The 18,468-nt window shown below is 32.5% G+C and carries 17 protein-coding genes and 1 pseudogene; 2 read left to right on the forward strand and 16 right to left on the reverse strand.

The features are described 5' to 3' along the window. Positions 1-2 precede the first annotated feature (2 nt). Complete coding sequence (gene eda / locus KA900_RS00070; RefSeq protein WP_096810894.1) at positions 3-620, reverse strand: bifunctional 4-hydroxy-2-oxoglutarate aldolase/2-dehydro-3-deoxy-phosphogluconate aldolase; 618 nt, start codon at positions 618-620, stop codon at positions 3-5. Between the two features lie 145 nt (positions 621-765). Here eda and KA900_RS00075 point away from each other — a divergent pair, with 145 nt between their 5' ends. Then, a complete protein-coding gene (locus tag KA900_RS00075; protein WP_210139157.1) occupies positions 766-1,710 on the forward strand; it encodes a LacI family DNA-binding transcriptional regulator in 945 nt (314 codons plus the stop codon). 446 nt (positions 1,711-2,156) lie between these two features. Here the strand turns inward: KA900_RS00075 and cidR are convergent, their stop codons facing one another. The 3 genes from cidR to isaB form a co-directional block, all read right to left on the reverse strand. Further along, positions 2,157-3,032 (reverse strand): cidABC operon transcriptional activator CidR, encoded by an 876-nt coding sequence (gene cidR, locus KA900_RS00080; protein ID WP_096810896.1) that lies wholly within the window; start codon positions 3,030-3,032, stop codon positions 2,157-2,159. A 43-nt stretch (positions 3,033-3,075) separates the two neighbouring features. Further along, positions 3,076-3,924, reverse strand: coding sequence for a class A beta-lactamase (bla, locus tag KA900_RS00085; protein ID WP_096810897.1), 849 nt, complete (start codon positions 3,922-3,924; stop codon positions 3,076-3,078). A 402-nt stretch (positions 3,925-4,326) separates the two neighbouring features. Then, positions 4,327-4,911, reverse strand: a complete 585-nt coding sequence (gene isaB, locus KA900_RS00090) for an immunodominant staphylococcal antigen IsaB family protein (protein WP_103373642.1) — start codon at positions 4,909-4,911, stop codon at positions 4,327-4,329. Positions 4,912-5,288: 377 nt separating this feature from the next. Between isaB and KA900_RS00095 the strand changes: the two genes are divergently transcribed. After that, positions 5,289-5,594, forward strand: a complete 306-nt coding sequence (locus tag KA900_RS00095; protein WP_096810899.1) for a monooxygenase — start codon at positions 5,289-5,291, stop codon at positions 5,592-5,594. 123 nt (positions 5,595-5,717) lie between these two features. Here the strand turns inward: KA900_RS00095 and KA900_RS00100 are convergent, their stop codons facing one another. The 12 genes and pseudogenes from KA900_RS00100 to KA900_RS00155 all read right to left on the reverse strand — a co-directional run bounded on the left by KA900_RS00100 (position 5,718) and on the right by KA900_RS00155 (position 18,411). Then, on the reverse strand, positions 5,718-6,557 hold the full coding sequence (locus KA900_RS00100; protein ID WP_115342396.1) for a sialate O-acetylesterase: 840 nt from the start codon (positions 6,555-6,557) through the stop codon (positions 5,718-5,720). Between the two features lie 83 nt (positions 6,558-6,640). Then, entirely contained in the window at positions 6,641-6,976 is a 336-nt protein-coding gene (locus KA900_RS00105) for a hypothetical protein (protein WP_210139158.1), read from the reverse strand. Between the two features lie 293 nt (positions 6,977-7,269). Then, positions 7,270-9,786: a glycosyltransferase gene (locus KA900_RS00110; protein WP_096810902.1), complete on the reverse strand. Its 2,517-nt coding sequence runs from the start codon at positions 9,784-9,786 to the stop codon at positions 7,270-7,272. A gap of 16 nt (positions 9,787-9,802) precedes the next feature. Beyond that, positions 9,803-10,737: pseudogene (locus tag KA900_RS00115) on the reverse strand (NAD-dependent epimerase/dehydratase family protein). 247 nt (positions 10,738-10,984) lie between these two features. Then, a complete protein-coding gene (locus KA900_RS00120) occupies positions 10,985-12,232 on the reverse strand; it encodes a DUF1958 domain-containing protein (RefSeq protein WP_210139159.1) in 1,248 nt (415 codons plus the stop codon). 119 nt (positions 12,233-12,351) lie between these two features. Further along, positions 12,352-13,317 carry an ornithine cyclodeaminase family protein gene (locus KA900_RS00125; RefSeq protein WP_103372863.1) on the reverse strand — a complete coding sequence of 322 codons (966 nt, stop codon included), beginning with the start codon at positions 13,315-13,317 and terminating at the stop codon, positions 12,352-12,354. Positions 13,318-13,326: 9 nt separating this feature from the next. Continuing rightward, a complete protein-coding gene (locus tag KA900_RS00130; protein ID WP_096810906.1) occupies positions 13,327-13,743 on the reverse strand; it encodes a hypothetical protein in 417 nt (138 codons plus the stop codon). Positions 13,744-13,902: 159 nt separating this feature from the next. Then, positions 13,903-14,559, reverse strand: coding sequence for a 3-oxoacid CoA-transferase subunit B (locus tag KA900_RS00135; RefSeq protein WP_115342401.1), 657 nt, complete (start codon positions 14,557-14,559; stop codon positions 13,903-13,905). Then, entirely contained in the window at positions 14,552-15,256 is a 705-nt protein-coding gene (locus KA900_RS00140; protein WP_096810908.1) for a CoA transferase subunit A, read from the reverse strand. Before KA900_RS00140 ends, KA900_RS00135 begins: the two co-directional genes overlap by 8 nt. Positions 15,257-15,416: 160 nt before the next feature. Continuing rightward, the gene (locus tag KA900_RS00145; protein WP_096810909.1) at positions 15,417-15,923 is read right to left on the reverse strand and encodes a GNAT family N-acetyltransferase; all 507 of its coding nucleotides are present in this window, start codon (positions 15,921-15,923) and stop codon (positions 15,417-15,419) included. 24 nt (positions 15,924-15,947) lie between these two features. Continuing rightward, positions 15,948-16,517 (reverse strand): GNAT family N-acetyltransferase, encoded by a 570-nt coding sequence (locus KA900_RS00150; RefSeq protein ID WP_096810910.1) that lies wholly within the window; start codon positions 16,515-16,517, stop codon positions 15,948-15,950. Positions 16,518-17,223: 706 nt separating this feature from the next. After that, positions 17,224-18,411 carry a glycine C-acetyltransferase gene (locus KA900_RS00155; RefSeq protein ID WP_115342402.1) on the reverse strand — a complete coding sequence of 396 codons (1,188 nt, stop codon included), beginning with the start codon at positions 18,409-18,411 and terminating at the stop codon, positions 17,224-17,226. Positions 18,412-18,468: the final 57 nt, after the last annotated feature.

Raw genomic sequence — 18,468 nt, forward strand, 5'->3', positions numbered from 1 at the left:
TGTTATACCTCGCTTTTTATTTCTGAAATATAGCTTTCTAGAGCCTCTTTACCTTCTTGTTGATAAATTTTTGTGATTTCACTACCTATACCCACTGCAAAACTTCCAGCATCTAACCATTCTTTGTGATTCGCTTTTCCTACGCCACCCGTCGGTACAATTTCAATTTGTGGTAACGGCCCTTTAAAATCTTTAATAGACTTAGGCGTAAATTGAGTAGCAGGGAATAATTTAAGCACTTTGCATCCATATCTTAATGATTCGACCATTTCTTTGACTGTCATACATCCAGGAATATATGGTACATCATACAAATTGGCAATTTTAGCTGTTTCTTTATCAAAACTAGGGCTTACAATAAATTTTGCCCCGTTTAAAATAGCAGTCCGCGCAGAAACACTATCTAATACTGTACCAGCGCCTATCAATGCGTCTTCTCTTTTTGATAATTTAGCTATTATGTCCATAGCATTAGGCGTCGTTAATGTTACTTCGATAATATGAAGCCCCTTATCTATAATTGTATGCGCAATATCCAAAAACGATGCTGCATCATCCGTGCGCATCACGGCAATATGCTGACCTTGTTGAATTTCTTTCATTGTGTTAATTGAATCCATCTCTTCAACCCCTCATAATTATATGATTTACAATACTATTTCAAAATAACAACGTTGTTATTATCATACAAAAAAATATTGTAATGCTTATCTCTATGGTATAATTAATTCGAATTTAAATCAATCAATTTCAAGGAGAAATTTTATGGCTGTAACTTTAAAAGACGTTGCTGAAGCCTGTGGAGTCAGTTATTCCACAGTTAGTAAAGCACTTAAAAATTCTCATCTCGTTAAAACCAAAACAAAAAGCATGATTCAGCAAAAAGCACTCGAAATGAATTATATCCCTAATCATTCAGCAAGAGCACTCGTATCTAAGAAAAGTGGCACAATTGGATTAATATGGCCTTCTGTTGATCGTGTAGCAGTTACTCATCTGATTTCAGAAATAAATCATGCGATTAAAGATTTAGGTTATGTCATGTTTGTTTCAATAGATGACGTTGCTGCAGCCTCAAAGAAATTTGTGGAATTCGGTTGTGATGGTATCGTCATTTTTGATGAGGGAGATGCTACAAATTTATCTCCAGAAATTTATAATAATGTGCCTGTGGTAGCTTATGGTGTTAATCGCGATATTCCTTATCCAATGATTAATGTAAATCATTCAGAAGCGATGATTATGGCAATTAAAGCACTCGTAAACCAAGGCGTAAATTCCATTGACTATATTGGTGATATACATACAAGCGATACACGTCAAATTGCTAAAAAAGAAACTATTACACAGTACTGTGAAAAACACCATATCGCTTATCGTATCATTGATTCTACAAGCTTGAACGCTATCGAAACTGAATCTTCCGTTAAACATTTTTTACAGTATAACGATCTTGCTCAAGGTGTAATTTGTGGTAGTTATGACATCACAGTCGGAACCATTAATGCACTTGGTCCAAACGACCACCCTATTTTGTATTCTTATGATAATATTCCACAAATTAAAAAATTAGATTATCCTGTCAATGCTATTGGGGTCCCAACGACAGAAATTGCACAGAGTATTGTAGATACTTTAGATAAAATAATCAAAAACGAAGAGACTCAATCAACTTACCATCTTCATCCCAAAATTCAAAAAAACATATAGACATAAATATGCCCAAACCTTAGTATTGCGGTTTGGGCATGTTTATGTGTTTGATTGATGTTTGACAAGAGGGCTACTTTTTATCATTAACCTACTTGATATAGAAGATAAGCTTAATGTATAAATATAGATACTCAATATATTATAATAAGAATAGGGAGTTCTTATTTAAGTGAATGAATGGGGAGAATTATGTTATTCTAGATAAATTTATTATGAGTTCTGAATTATGAAACGCAATTATGCTCGCTACTTTGGCGTTAGGGATTATCATTAACATATTAACTTTTTCTCTTCTATCAATTAATAATAACCAGTACGCATAACCCTCTATACATCTATTATATTACGCATATCGTCATGATTAAAATACATAGTTGGAATATATCGTATTCTACCACGGAATACATTTTAACTATAATGCGTTCAAGTTTTATTAACGCATTTTATTTTGTTTCTTTTAAAAAATTAATCCATTCATGCGTTACATAATTCATATAACTATCTTTTTTCCAAATAATACCTAAATTCCATGACACATCAGCGCCCTTAATGTCTAAGCCTACAACATCATCATTCAAAATATTTACAATACTTTCTGGTAATATACTGACACCGATACCATCACGAATCATATTTTCAATAAATGTAATTTGTGACATTTTCGCTACTGTTTTAGGATGAAATCCAACTTTTCTGCAGCTTTCAATAATTTGATCCTTTAAATAGTAGTCATCATGAAACATAATAAAACGTTCATTTTTTAAATCACCTAAGTAGACCGATGATTGTTTGGCAATTTCAGACTGCTTATCTACTACTAATAATAATTTTTCATTGTATAAAGGGACAGCGTGATAAACATCATCATCTACGGGTAACGTTGTGATACCTACGTCAATCTCATCATTATTTAAATATAATTCAACTGCTTTACCGCCCCCTTCAATGACTTCATAAGTCACATTGGGGTATTTATTATGAAATTGATTCAAGCTTTCTGTAAAAAGCCTTACATTCATAATCGCTGATATCCCAACTCTAATATGACCTCTTTCTAAATTTGTTACATCTCCCATTTCTAAAGATAAATCATCTAAGACGGCTAATGCTTCTACACATTTATCATAAAATATTTGGCCGATATCCGTTAAAATAATGTGTTTTTTTCTTCTATCAAACAAGGTAATGTTGAATTCATTTTCAATACTTTTAATATTTTTACTGATTGTAGATTGCGCAATATATAAATGTTCAGATGCTTGGGTCATCCCACCATTTTTCACAACTTCTACAAAATATTTCATTTGCTTAATTTCCATTTTTAACCCCTCTGAATCGCTCTATAATCGTTTGCATACGTAATTATTTCAAAGCTTCCATTGCTGTTTTTGTTGCCATTTGAATCACTTTATCATTAGGTTTTGCATCTTTGCCATCTTTTTTCGTATAAATAGCAAGCACAATCGGCTCTTTTTGGTTTTTAGGATATATAAAAGCCAAATCATTGCGCGTACCATAAGTTAAACCTTGACCACTTTTGTCACCTACTACGGCTTGTTTAGATACACCAGCCTTAATTAAAGTATCGCCCGTTTCATTATGAATCATCACATTTTTTAATAAATTACGATTAGCTTTACTCATATCTTCATTCGTTAAAATGTGTTTTAATGTCATTGCCGCAGCTTTAGGCGTTGTAGTATCTGCAGTACTTGTTGGATCATATAAATTTAATTCGGGTTCTAATCTTTGCGGATTTGATATATTATCTTCGAGTTGTTTTAATTCTTCATGAAAACCCTTGATGCCACCAATTTCATTAATAATTTTATTATTAGCTGTATTATCACTTTGTAGCATAGATGCTTGGATTAATGCTTTTAAAGTCATCTGACTACCTACATATTTTTCAGTTACAGGTGAGTTTGCTACAATATCATCTTTCTTTATATCTATTTTTTTATTTAGTGTTGAGGTAGCAGTGTTTTGTAATAATATCCCGCTGGCGATTGCTTTATATGTAGATGCAAATGCAAATCGTTCATCTGAGCGATGTTGTATGTGTTTGCCATTAGCTGTATTTACACCATAGACCCCTACGATTGTATCATTGTCTTGTTCAATTTGCTCAAATGTCTTTGCTGAAGCAGTATTCCCCGTTAAAATGAGCAACATGAACCCAACCAATATACTTAAACATAATTTCCTCATTTTTTATTCTCCCCTTTTCCTATATATGATTGCTATGTCTTTACTTAAGTTTAACTATAATCATAAATATTATAAAATACAATTATCTTATAAAAGGAACTCATAAAACGTACAAATGGAGATAGATTAGAAATCTACCACGTCTATTTAATTTTTCTATTAAAGTCATTATAAGCGCCTTTTAATAAAATCCGCCTAAAATTCAAAGCACTTCATGCACATGTGTTTTTCAATCCATCGTCCTTATCATATTTAAAGCTGGGACATGTATACATGCCCCAGCCCCATATTGCTAACTGTATTGAGTCGTCTGAGTTCGATTGACTCATAAAACGTCTTGTTGATAACAATAATTAGACACTATTATCAAAACACGTCACGTTTTATAAATACCAGTTACAGTTATTGACCAATTGTCATTTCCATTAAGTTATCGTTTTGATCAAAGAAAGCAGTATAAGAGCCATTATTAGTATCATAAGTTACAAATGTGCCATCGCCGTTACCTAATTTACCTTCTTCAGTTATTTCGTTAGATGTATGTGCTTTTTTAAAAGTATCTTTAGAAACTGAGTCAGGTTTAGTAAAGAAAGTGATTTGTACTACTTCATTTGCGCTATTAAATTCTACTGTCGTATCATAAACTTTCTTGTTATGATCAAACTCTTCTTTGGCTCCTGTATCAACTTTATAACCATTGATTGAGACGTTATCATATTTCAAAGCACGTACAAAGTTATAATCTTGAGTGAATGAAGGATCATATGTGGTATAACCTTCATAATTGTACCATGGTGTTTCGGCTTTTAAATTAACGTCACTTTCACTGCTGGCACCACTTGCGCCACCTTCACCGTGACCCCATTTTTGAACCTGTTCTGCTGCTTGCACGTTCGGACTACTCGTGGCAACATATGCTGCTGAAGAACCTAAGACAAGTGTGGATACAACGACTGTTGACGAAAGTATCTTTACTACTTTATACATAATCAATTCCTCCTTATTCGTAGTCTCTCAAATGCAAAGTGTAATTATTCACCTTAATCATACACCTATCATTTATATTTGCAAGCAAAAAATACCCTCTTTTTCTTATATACTTAAACAATCCTTTAGAAAGCGCTTTATTGTAATGGGGATTGTTTTGTTTTAGAATTAAATTTATGATTAAAAATATTTCAATTAGTGGAATTCATTGTAGGCATTTGTGGTTTAATTATGGTGTTGATATTAAATATGTTACTAGGCCTATTTTAACTACAGCATTTCAATCAATTCCTATATAGTTAAGGCGAAATTTTACTGATATGCTACTTAATCTGGTAAAGTTACATAAATAAGTATTTTAGAAAGGATGATTTATAATGCGTTATATTTTACAAGTTGATTTTCCTATTGATGGCCCTTTTGGAGAAGAGATGGCAACCCAATTCTCTGATTTAGCAAAGTCTATTAACGAAGAACCAGGATTTTTATGGAAAATATGGACTGAAAATGAGGCAACCAAAGAAGCTGGCGGCATATATGCATTTGATAGTTACGAAAATGCAGAAAACTACTTAAACATGCATAGTGAACGTCTTAAATCTATGGGTGTGCCAAACGTAAATGCAAAAATTCTAGCTACCAATGATGTGCTCACTCAAATAACGCATGGTCGCTTAGATTAAATCAATGAATCTATATAATCAAATAAGCCTTTCATATCAATCAATATTTTGATATGAAAGGCTTATTATATTTATATATTGACTATCCAATTTTGATAATTAAAATATTTTCCAACGGTATTTCTAATATAGTTGCGCCATTTCTTTTAAGAAATCTTGATACGTAATTTTATTTTGAGATAGACGCGCAACAAGCATATATATCTTCTCATTTTGAGTAAATTCATTTTTGTACAAATATGATTCTTTTTCTGCCTCATTTGCTAAAGGGTGTTGGATGTTTCCCCTTTTTGAAAAAGCTTCGTAATAACGCAAACCAAACAAGCGTTGAGAATAACCATCAATATGAATGCCATCTGGATTTGCTGTTAATCCTTCCGCTGTGACATAAAAACATTGTGCATTTTTATTGGCTACACTTTTAATGATTTCGTTAATTTCTTGATATTCTGTTGCACTCGCACCAAACCCATCTTGTCCTAAAAATTCTCCTAATAAGCCCATCACAAAAGTAAGTTGCGGTTTATGAAGCGCTTCTCTAAAATACGTAATTAAATGCATTAATTTCGTTTCATATGTTTGAAATTGCTTATTTTGGCTATCACTTTCCCCTTGATGCCATAACACACCCATCAGGTCAGATGTTTCCATTGCGAATCGGGCTTCACTTAACGCATGACGTGTCAATGCGCCATTATCTTCCCAATCATCAATAGAAGTACCTCCATCTGCACATGGTATTAAACCAATAGTTTCATTGGGATGATTATCTAACCACATCTTTGCAAAAGATGCAGCCGGCCCTATACCAGCAACAGAACGGTCGCTATGTATTGGTTCTTCCATCATCTGCCATCTACCATTTCTTAATACAAAAATACGCTCATCTATAATAGGCTTCACACTATTTAAAAAACCACGACCTGCCATATTTGATTGCCCAATAAGTAAAATTGATTTCATAATTTCACTTCCTAGCTAAGTTTTCTTCTGCTTCCTATTAATTTATCTAAAATAATGCTTATCTTATTATAATGCTAGTATTTTTATTTGTCTTTCAATAACAGTACATTATTATTAATCCTTTTTAATCTAGGACCTCTCATAAATCGATGATTTGTTATAATTTTTAGCGCGGATTTAATAAATGGAACATTTTCCATTACGATTCTATTGTGAGTTTTCAAACTTGTATTAATTATAATATTATTATTGCATTGCTTACTGTCTAATAATTGATGTAATTCTAACAAATCTTCAAATTGTTCATCATTAACTCCTGTATAAAAATAAATATTAGTATTAGTAAAATTTTCTTCGATATATAGATCTTGGTTAAAAAATATATTTTCAAAGTAATCTTCTTTTTCTTCGTAGTTCAAATGAAAATAGCCTTAATATCAATCATTTAAAATGTTGTTTTTTTAAAGAGCCATTTTTCATTGATGAAGAAGTATATCATTCTTATACAAGAATAAGCATCTTAGTTCTTGTAATCATGTCGCATTTGTAGTTCTTATACATGAACCTTAGCTTATATAGTCCACTTAAACTCCGTCATTTTTACATAAATTTCTAATCCTTGTACGCTTTTTACTTAGTCATCTTGCTTTCTTGTTTACGTAACGAAATCACTTAAAAAAATGTGATCCTTGTCTTGGTTTCTTATTTCAATTTAATCATCTAATAAATGATAAAATTGTTCAACCGCTTCTTTATTATATAATTCTGGATCAAACTTAGCATAATCAGGCGTTTCACCACTGATAAACTGTTGTATGCTTGCTTGTAGTGATTCAGAATCATTGAAACTAAGCATGCCGTATTTACCATAATCAAGTACATATTGATTAGCTGGTATATCTGAAGCAAGGATATCAATGCCTACTGTCAGGGCCTCTAATAGGACCATTGATTGGCCTTCATAATAAGATGGTAAGACAAATAATTCACAATCTTTCATAATATTAAATGGATTTCTTTTTTGCCCCATTAAAAATACGTGTTCTGACAAATTCAATGACTCTATTAACTTGTTAAGCTGATGTTTAAGCGGGCCATCGCCTAAAATATACAGTCTAGCATTCGGATTGGCTTCTACGATACCACTAAATGCTTTAATTAAATTATCAAATCCTTTTTCAGGTGATAATCTGCCCATCGTCATTACTTTATAATCATTTTTATGGAAAGGCACACTAGTAATTTGCTTATCTTGTTCCCTAACGATGACACGTTCTCCGTTTTTCATAAAGATATCATTGTCTTCATTAATCGAATTATAAATTCTATCTAAATTAATCGTATTCATTGAAGCATTAAATTTATTAATTGTTTTTCTAGTTGCTATTTTTTTAATATTTTCTTGTTTCGTAACTTCAGAAACACTTACAAGCTTATCATAATAAGGATATAAGGACATAACGCCTTTTAAATTAGTGTAATGCGGTCTCACGCCATTTACTTTACGTTCCATGTCCATTTTCATATCACTATGCAAGTATATTAACTTTCGTTTAGCGTTACTTGCTAATAATAATTCTGACCAGAACATGGCATAGCCACTAAAGTCAATGACTACATCAAACTCTGAATTACCAAATACTTTCCTAAATTCACGCTCATACAATTCATTAGGGTAGATTTTTTCTTCAATTTTAGATTTAATACCTCGATTACGTACTAAAAGGTTACGATAATATTCCATAGTAGTAGCTAGTAACGGACCTTTTCTTAAAATAACCCTAACATTTTCATTTAAACTCTTAAGGTTATCCACGACGTCCTTATTTCTATTGAAACCTAAGTAAATTGTAATATCATACCTATCATAATCCACGTTTTCTAATAAATTCATCATGGATGTCGTTATACCATTTGGTTTCATGCCACCAGGGTAAATTAATAATCGTTCTTTTCGATTTTGTTGTTTTTCTTTGTGCTGTTGGGTTGTATTAAATACTTTGTTAACTACACGCTCTGTAACATGACCATCATCATAATTAGCAAACTTTTGTTGATAGGCACGATAATTATCATTATATTGAGTCAATATATTTTGTTGGTGGTTCACTGTATCTACCAATGTTTCTATTGAATGTACGCTAGGCCCTGGCAAACTATCAACCGGTAGATAGAAGCCTCTGTTTTCCTCATAGTCTTCATAATCTGGCGTATAGAAAATAATCGGTTTATTAGTAACTAAATAATCAAAAAAGATGCTCGAATAATCTGTTACCAATAAATCAACAATACTTAATAGCTCATTTGTATCAAAGGTATCATTTACTAGATATTTTTTTAACTTCTTATTGCCTTCTGCTTTCCTATAAATGAATGGATGCACTTTTAACAGTACTTGATAGTCTGTTTTTTTATTTAATACTTCTATCATTTCTTCCATTTCTTCAATATTATCTTCTGGCGTGCTTACAGTATGACCGCGCCACGTAGGTGAGCATAATAATATAGGTGCATTCGTCATTTTAAGGCCTTGCTTTTTCAATTTTTGAATAACTGTTTCAGATTGTGCTTTTAGCGTTGCATCAATTCTAGGGTATCCTATTTCTAAAATTGCATCGTCATTTAACTCTTCTAATTTAAACGCTTTTTTAAAAATATCAGTAGTATGTTGATTAGGTGAAATAATGTAATCAGAACTCAAGAAATTCCTAATAGTATTTTGAGATTCTAATAAATTATCTTTGATATCCAATCCCATTGACTTTAACGGTGTGCCGTGCCAAGTATTCACATAAACTTGATTTGGTTTTTTCGTGAAATATGTAGGGAATGTTGCATTATTAATGAGATATTTACACTTAGCTAAATAATGTAAATAATCATCACTTTCTTTAACAATAAACTTTACGTTTTTATATTTATTAAACTTTTTTGAATATGCCTTTTGCATTTTTTGAGATGCAACGACCCAAATATGTATATATTTTTGATAGGCTTGGTGTTCCATTAAATATTTAAAAATAGCGTACGGACTATCTGTCATACTTTGTCCGTCTCTAACTTGATATAAAATATGATTTTCATCTACTTCGATTGTTTTATATAAATTGGCATAATGCATAATATTTTTGGTGTATTTGCTTCTTAATTGTAATTTTAATGGTTCTAAAACAAATTTTAATTTTCTTTTTCCTTGATTTAATACAAACTTTTTAGCTTTCCCTGCCATGATTCCACCTCATCATTTATTTATCTGTTTTTGAGTAATTAATATATTCTGTTAAGCCTGATACAATATCATATTTAGGTTTAAAGCCCAGCGCTTCTAAACCTTTAATTTCAGCACATGAATGCTTGATATCGCCACTTCTTGGCTCAGCAAATTGATAGCTAATAGACTTATTATAAATCAATTTGAATTTTTCAAAAATTTGTAGCAATGATATTTGTGTACCGGTAGCTAGATTATATATTTTACCATTTGACGCTTCATTATCAATAACGATTGCCACTGCTTGTACTAAATCCTTTATGTAGACAAAGTCTCTAGTTTGCTCACCGTCTCCAAAAATGTAAAGGGTTCATCGTTTTTAAATTTTTTATCCATAATTGATAGAACGCCAGAATATGGAGAGCTTGGATCTTGTCTAGGACCATAAACATTAAAGAATCTTAATGCAGTTGTTGGTAAATCATATAATTTATTATAAAGTTTTGCATATTGTTCCCCAGCATACTTTTCTATAGCATATGGTGATTCAGGATCAATAAATGTTTCAATCTGTTTTGGTAATTCATCTGTATTACCGTATACAGCCGCAGATGAAGCGAAAATAAATTTTTTTAACTTAGCATTATATTGACGATTTGCTTCTAAAAGATTTAATGTACTATCTATATTAATAGATTGCGAGTTTATAGGATTATTTATTGTTTCTACAACACTAACTACTGCTGCTAAATGAATGACAATATCAAATTGTTTCTGCTTTATAAGTTCTGTCACGAAAGATTTGTGCATCACATCTTCTTCAATAAAGTGTGCGTCATCTATAAAATCAACATTTGAACGATGGCCTGTACTTAAATTATCTAATATAAAGACTTCGTTATCATTAATAAAATACGCCGCTAAGTGAGAACCGATAAACCCAGCACCGCCAGTAATTAGAATTTTCATTTGTTCACTCTCCTACTTTCTCGTTTTATTATACATTGCACTGTTTTGATTAATCGAAAAAATTATAACACATATTCTTTAAAAAAGTTATTAATTAAATAAAATAATTACAAGCATGTGATAAACAATATATGACAATATATTGTTTATTTCGTATTTTCTTATTTAAGTTCAAGTTTAACAAGTTTGCATTACAAATCAAAAGAAAAAGAGGTAAAATTGTAATAATAATTGAACAAAAACACGATTAACTCATGTATTTGTGTCGGTGCTTACGAATTAAACTAAGTAATATCAATATACAAATCATCATAAACAGGGTAAACGCACCGCTTATAATAAAAGTTTTATAATTCGTTAATGGGGTCACAACCACGCTCGGGGGTTTCATATCGCTTGTTAAATAGTGTCTATCTGGGTCAAGTACAGTTATCAAGATTTCAAAGCGCACTGGCTTATCTTTTTCTACTACATCTTTTAATGGGTGTTCGACTTTATACCATCTTCCATTTATATAATGCATCCCTTTTGAAAGCACTTCTTTATATTGATATCGTTCATATACTCTATCCAATAAAGCATTACCTATCACGTGACGCTTATACTCAGAATCATCCACGTCCCAATGTCCAACGCCCAACAACACCTGCACAATTCGAAAACCACCTTTTTGGACAGTAGCAGTATAATTATATGCAGCATGTCCACTTGAACCAGTCTTTAACCCGTCTGTGCCTGGATATTCATGTACATCCCCTTTTAATGAATGGAGATATGTGTGAAACTGTTCTTCTAATTCAGTGTTCGGTTTACTAACATAAGTCGCATGTTTCGTATATTTTGTTATGTTAGGGTAGGTATTCATCATATAATATGCTAATTTTGCAAAATCTCTAGAAGTTGAAATATTATCTTCATTTAAAGCAAATCCTGTAGGCAAATATTGTTTACCAACTATTGCATTTTCAGCGCCAAATGGGTTTGTAAAATAAGTATTTCTCATACCTAAATCTTTAGCACGTTGATTCATGCCTTTTACAAACTGACGCATGTCAGGCTCTACTTGTTGCATTAGCATGCGCGTAGCTACATTAGAACTAGGCACAATCGTAAGATAAATAAGTTCTTCAACACTGTAAACTGCACCTTTTTGCATTTTATTATTACTTAACAAAGGGTGTTGACTAAACACTTCATCATCTACGGTAACAGTGATCTTTTTGTCTAAAGGTAATGTGCCTTCTTTAATTTTATCTAATACAAATGTCAAAGTCATTAGCTTAGACATACTTGCTAAAGGCCATTTCCGATCAATGTTTTCTTCCCATAAAATTCTACCAGTATGATTATCTGCGACAATGCTTCCTTTAGGTTGATAAAATGAACTCATTTCGATGCCGTAAGACTTTGTGACATCAATAGAGGTTTCTGCATGCATTTGCGAGGGAAATATAAAAATATTAATTAAACATAATAGAATAAAAAAACGTTTCATTGTAATATATCCTTATAAGTATAAAATAATACATATATTATACTATAGAGATCTACAATAAAACGCTCATTCATTTTACTATAAACTTTCAAAATTTTACTGCTTATTATATACAATCATTATAGACACAGTTTCTTTTTCTGACGCTTTTGATAAAAATAATTAGCAACAACAATATCAACGATAGCTACACCAACAGATTTAAAAATCGTTATTTCATCTTCGGATTCACGTCCAGGTAAATTTGATTTAACAATATGACCTAATTCACCGTATAAATCTTCCTGACTAAACAGACCTTCTTTCAGCGGAGTAATTAAATCGCCTGTTTCTTCTAATGCTGCTTGTGATGCTTCTACGACAATTTTATCTGCATTTGCTATTGCTTGTGAAGGTAACTCTTGCATATCAGGCTTAAATGAACCTACCGCATTAACGTGGACACCCGCTTTTAATGGCTGACTAAAAACTGGCCTCACCGCATTTGTAGCAGTGACAATAATATCTGCATTGGTTATAGCGTCATTTACAGCTTCCATTATTTCAATATTTATAGAAGGATATTTATGTTGAACGGCTTCAGCAAATGTTACTGCTTTACGATATGTTCTATTATACAGTTGGATATATTTAATATCTCTAACAGCACATACGGCTTCAATCAGTCCCTGCGCTTGATCGCCAGTCCCAATCACACATAACGTTTCTGCATTTTGACGTGCCAGATATTTTGTGGCTACCCCCGATATGGCACCTGTACGTATCTTAGTTAAGTACGAACCTTCTAATACAGCTAATGTTTCTCCAGTTTCGTAATCTGATAATATTACAGACCCTACTATCGTGTTTTTACCAATTGTCGTATTATTTGGCGCGACTGTTACTGTTTTAAGGCCAACAATTTTCAACTCATCCGATAAAGCAGGCATGACAAGGTAACGGTTATCTCCATTGAAAGGTAAAGCGTAGCGCAATGGCGTATCAGTTTTACCTTCAGAATAAGCACTTAAAGATTCCGCCACCGCTTCAACAACTTCTTCCATATTTAATAATTGTGCTTGTTCATTTGCATCAATAAATTCCATAAGTCACCCCTATTCTTCAACACTTTCACTTTCTGATTCTAGAATACCACTCTTTTTATTCAATTTACTTTCGAACATAATGAGCCCAATCATCAATACAATCAGTAAAGGGATAATCAACCATGCGAATTGATTGTTTACATACACCGAAACAAAGTATATCGCTAATAACGACCCTAAAGCCAATATATTTTTCGCAAATAATAGCCAATAATCTATTTTCACACTAAACCATGATTTATGAGTTCTTTCTTCATGTTTAATTTGATATATCGTAAACTTTAAATGGGTAATCAAACTATAAATCATTACTAAAATAGCTGCCATTAATATCAGCCTATGATAAAAACTGTTTTGCAATAAATCTGAAGCAGCTGCCAATAAGATGGCAATACCAAAGCTCTTCACTTCTGAATGTTGCTTCATACTTATATCCTCACCTTTGTCGTTAGTTCTGTATGCTTATGTTTACAATAACATACATTTTTCCAAAATGACGCTTATGTTTAAACACCCCATTATGGATTTAAACGAATTCCAGTGATCACTTAACAGCACTTTTAATGATTTCCACATTCGTTGGTTTTAAAGTTGATCATTCAAACAGTTTTCAAAATAAGCATCAGTATTTGTTTGTATTTGTTCGAGTGTTGCACCTTCTTGGATCTCTATTAATTTCATAACATTATCTTCAAATTTAAAAACAGCTAAATCTGTAATCAATGTATTAACAACGCCCGCACCAGTTAATGGCAATTCGCATTTTGATTTAATCTTTGACTGTCCGTGTTTATTCATATGATCCATAATTACAACTACCTTTTGCGCGCCAACGACCAAATCCATCGCACCGCCCATGCCTTTAACTAGTTTGCCAGGTATCATATAATTTGCTAAATCGCCTGTTTCTGATACCTCCATACCGCCAAGAATAGCTAAATCGATATGCCCGCCACGAATCATGGCAAATGACTCTGCATTATCAAAATAAGACGCACCTTTAGCAGCAGTTACTGTTTCTTTACCAGCATTGATTAAATCAGGATCCACTTCATCTTCCGTCGGATAAGGTCCAATACCTAGTAATCCATTTTCAGATTGGAAAAAGACGTTTTCCACATGATCATTGATTTCATTAGCTACAAGCGTGGGCATCCCGATACCTAAATTAATCACCATATCGCTTTTGATTTCTCGTGCAGCACGTTGAATAATCTTCTTGCGTTGTGCTTGTTTATCCATGGTTAGCCTCCTTCACTGTACGTTTTTCTATACGTTTTTCATAATCCTTTCCTAAATATATAAAGTCTACATATACGCCTGACATATGCACGTCATCTGGATCAATGTCTCCTAGTTCAACAATTTCTTCAACTTCAACGACTGTGGTTTGAGCTGCCATGGCACATAAAGGATTAAAATTACGTGCAGTCTTTTCAAACACTAAATTGCCAAAGGTATCCGCCTTTTGCGCTTTTACAATCCCAAAATCACCTTTAATAGCACGTTCCATGACATATGTTTCTCCGTCAAATTCACGCGTTTCTTTACCTTCAGCAATTAATGTACCTACACCTGTTTTTGTATAAAAAGCAGGTATGCCTGCACCGCCTGCACGTAGTTTTTCAGCTAAAGTACCTTGTGGTGTTAACGCTACATCTAATTCACCATTAATCAGCTGTTGTTCAAATATTTTATTTTCACCTACGTATGAACTAATCATTTTATCGATTTGTTTTTTCTCTAATAGGCGACCCAATCCAAAATCTTCGACACCACAGTTATTGCTTACTACAGTTAGTTTTTTAGTACCTTTTGAACGAATTGCTTCAATAGCATGTTCCGGTATACCACATAAACCAAATCCTCCAGCAAGTACTGTCATGCCATCTTTTAAGTGGTCAAATGCACTATGTATATCTTGAATTACCTTTGACATTGTAAAACCTCGTTTCTATATTTAAAATTAATACCTAGTATTAAAAACAATTATACTTGAAATTATTTCTGAAGTCTTTTAATTGATGTTGGCGTTTTCATTTTAGATAAACAAAAAAGTTGCCAGTAATAATAACTGACAACTTTTAGACTATTTTGGACTATGCAATTTCGATTTGGAAACGACGAATTACTGTACCATCTTCTAAGATAGAGGGTTCAATTTCTTCTCCCCCATTGTGTAAGATAACAGATGCAGAAACTTCATTATCTTTATCACAAGTAATTAAAGCTTCTTGTACGCCAATGCGTGATAAATAATCTAATGACTTTTTCAAAATTTTGTTACCAAAGCCTTTGCCTCGATAACTATTACGAATACCGTAGCCAACATGGCCACCAATAACTTTCAATTTTTCATTCAAATTATGACGAATATTGGCAGCACCAATGATTTTATCATCGTCAATTAAAAACAATGTTGTGTTATCTACCGACTCATCATTAGATTTGTTATCTGCTAATTCGTGAACAATTTCTTCAAAATTACTATACTTGGTGATATTCGTAATCTCAGGCACTACCATTTCATCGTGATCAATCCATTCTTTCATATAATCACAATATAATGATTCGTCACTCATTGTTAACTCTCTAAATTCAACCATGTTGACACTCCTTCCCTTTAGTCGCTATTCAATCGGTTCGTCATGGGTATTAAGATAAAATACGTAATGATCTGTCCACGCACCATGCTCAAAAATAAATCCTTTACGCAGACATTCAAATTCAAAGCCAACTTTTTCAATGAGCTGTATTGAAGGCTGATTATCCAAATTAATATGGGCTTCAATTCTGTGAAACTTTAATGTTTCTTTCGTCTGTTTAATAAGTTCAGTTAAAGCTTCATAAGCGTAACCTTGACGCCAATATTGGTTATGAATAAAATAACCTATTTCTGCCCATTGAAATTGGTCTCGGCTTAAATTTTTAATATTAAGCATGCCTAAGTGATGCCCAGCTTTATCAAAGACAGCAAAAATATATAAATCATCTGCTTCAATCGCTTGTTGATGCTTTTGTATCATTGCTGCAAACCAAGGTTCTGTCGCATCTGACATATCTATTTGTCCTTTGTCATATTTATATTGAGAAGCATGACGATTGACAAACCCAGACAACCAAGATTCATAATCTTTTTCTTCCAACGGTCTAATGATAAGACGTTGTGTACTGAATTGCAACCCTAAATTATTATTCATTCAAAAACCCCTTAATAAAAGGCTTTAGCAACCAAACTATAACATCGTTTGGTATAAAATCAACCTTTTAATTTGAAACGATGAGACACCTATATAAACAATCAAATACATTACTTTTAATCATTATATAACATAGTTTTTAAAATCATTTTTTACGATTTTATTTTCTATCATTTCTTCTATAATTCATTTTTATTATTAATGCATCACAATCATATAATTTTCTATAAAATCAACAACCTATCTTAAAATCATACCCTATTCAAAAGTCAAAAAACGAAAGCATAAAGAATATAACCTCTTTTTCTAAAAATTGCGTTCTTCAACCCATTCTTTGTTAATTTAGAAAAAAGATATAAGCACTAACATGCTTACATCAGAACGACTATACTTCATATATAGATGACATAATCTAAAGCTGTTGCACGCTTCATAGCTCAATTAATAAAGGAATGGCATTTCATATTCCACTTTATAATCACCTTACTGTCAATATCATAAAAAAACCTGAGATACATAAATATCTCAGGCATTTCTTACGATTATCATAACTAGAACCCTCAACACACTTATATTGCGTTTTTAAAGAGTCATCTACGCTGCCTAAGTATGGTAACAAAATGATTTAGAAATGATAGCTTTTTTCAAGTTCCCATCAAGTATGACTGGCATAAAATACCATTGGACTCTAGCTTTATATCGTTCTTTAAATAGTTCCTAATTCTTTACCTACTTTTTCATATGCAGCTAATGCTTGGTCAAGCATTTCTTTTGTATGCGCTGCTGTTGGCATATTACGTACACGACCCGTACCTTTAGGTACTGTTGGAAAAACAATAGATTTCACATAGATACCTTCGTCTTTTAAGCGACTACTGAATGTTTGTGTTTCTTTTTCATCACCTATAATTACTGGCGTAATAGGCGATTCAGAATTACCAATATCAAAACCTAATTTTTGTAAGCCATCTTTCAAGTAATTACCATTTTCCCAAAGTTTATCATATAACGCTGTAGATGCCATTAATTTTTTTACAGCTTCTGTGATTGCTTTCGTGTCTCCAGGTGCTAATGATGTTGAGAATAAAAATGGTCTAGATTGCGCTTTTAACCAATCGATTAATGATTTCGTGCCTGCTACATAACCACCAACAACACCGATGGCTTTTGATAATGTACCAATTTGGAAATCAATCTTATCTTGTAATCCGAAATGTTTAACTGTTCCAGCACCTTTACCCATGACACCTGATCCATGTGCATCATCGACATAAGTAATTAAGCCAAATTCTTCTGCAATCTCAACGATTTCTGGTAACTTAGCTACGTCACCATCCATACTAAATACACCATCAGTAATATACATGACTTTGTTATATTGTCCAGATTCTACAGCTTCTTTCGCTTTAGCACGTAAATCAACCATATCTGAGTGGTTAACACGAATAATCTTTGCTTTAGACAAACGACAACCATCAATAATAGAAGCATGGTTTAATTCATCTGAAAGAATCGCGTCATGTTTATTCATAACTGCTGAAATAGCAGCCATATTACAGTTGAATCCAGATTGGTATGCTATAGCTGCTTCAGTTCCTTTAAATTTTGCAAGTGTTGCTTCCAATTCATCATGCACATCTAAGGTACCGTTGATTGAGCGTACGGCGCCCGCGCCTACACCATGTGTATCAATGGCATCCTTTGCTGCTTGTTTTAAATCTGTATCTGTTGCTAGTCCTAAATAGTTATTTGATGATAAGTTCACATAATTTTTTCCATTAATAGTAATTTCTGGCCCATTAGCGCCTTCAATTGTATCAATTTCATTATATAATCCGTTATCTTTCAAATATTGAATATTTTCATCTAAAAAGTCATGTAGTGACTGTACCACTGCAATGTCCCCCTTTGAGTTATCTAATGTTATGCTTATCATACCCCATTTTTTATC

Origin of the sequence: Staphylococcus sp. GDY8P120P (genome assembly GCF_017892065.1) — a bacterium.
GTDB lineage: Bacteria > Bacillota > Bacilli > Staphylococcales > Staphylococcaceae > Staphylococcus > Staphylococcus nepalensis.

What these genes read in the sequence shown, in the direction of transcription:
- eda (WP_096810894.1), bottom strand. Translation starts at nt 620, where the DNA reads ATGGATTCAATTAACACAATGAAAGAAATTCAACAAGGTCAGCATATT.
- KA900_RS00075 (WP_210139157.1), top strand. Translation starts at nt 766, where the DNA reads ATGGCTGTAACTTTAAAAGACGTTGCTGAAGCCTGTGGAGTCAGTTAT.
- cidR (WP_096810896.1), bottom strand. Translation starts at nt 3,032, where the DNA reads ATGGAAATTAAGCAAATGAAATATTTTGTAGAAGTTGTGAAAAATGGT.
- bla (WP_096810897.1), bottom strand. Translation starts at nt 3,924, where the DNA reads ATGAGGAAATTATGTTTAAGTATATTGGTTGGGTTCATGTTGCTCATT.
- isaB (WP_103373642.1), bottom strand. Translation starts at nt 4,911, where the DNA reads ATGTATAAAGTAGTAAAGATACTTTCGTCAACAGTCGTTGTATCCACA.
- KA900_RS00095 (WP_096810899.1), top strand. Translation starts at nt 5,289, where the DNA reads ATGCGTTATATTTTACAAGTTGATTTTCCTATTGATGGCCCTTTTGGA.
- KA900_RS00100 (WP_115342396.1), bottom strand. Translation starts at nt 6,557, where the DNA reads ATGAAATCAATTTTACTTATTGGGCAATCAAATATGGCAGGTCGTGGT.
- KA900_RS00110 (WP_096810902.1), bottom strand. Translation starts at nt 9,786, where the DNA reads ATGGCAGGGAAAGCTAAAAAGTTTGTATTAAATCAAGGAAAAAGAAAA.
- KA900_RS00120 (WP_210139159.1), bottom strand. Translation starts at nt 12,232, where the DNA reads ATGAAACGTTTTTTTATTCTATTATGTTTAATTAATATTTTTATATTT.
- KA900_RS00125 (WP_103372863.1), bottom strand. Translation starts at nt 13,317, where the DNA reads ATGGAATTTATTGATGCAAATGAACAAGCACAATTATTAAATATGGAA.
- KA900_RS00130 (WP_096810906.1), bottom strand. Translation starts at nt 13,743, where the DNA reads ATGAAGCAACATTCAGAAGTGAAGAGCTTTGGTATTGCCATCTTATTG.
- KA900_RS00135 (WP_115342401.1), bottom strand. Translation starts at nt 14,559, where the DNA reads ATGGATAAACAAGCACAACGCAAGAAGATTATTCAACGTGCTGCACGA.
- KA900_RS00140 (WP_096810908.1), bottom strand. Translation starts at nt 15,256, where the DNA reads ATGTCAAAGGTAATTCAAGATATACATAGTGCATTTGACCACTTAAAA.
- KA900_RS00145 (WP_096810909.1), bottom strand. Translation starts at nt 15,923, where the DNA reads ATGGTTGAATTTAGAGAGTTAACAATGAGTGACGAATCATTATATTGT.
- KA900_RS00150 (WP_096810910.1), bottom strand. Translation starts at nt 16,517, where the DNA reads ATGAATAATAATTTAGGGTTGCAATTCAGTACACAACGTCTTATCATT.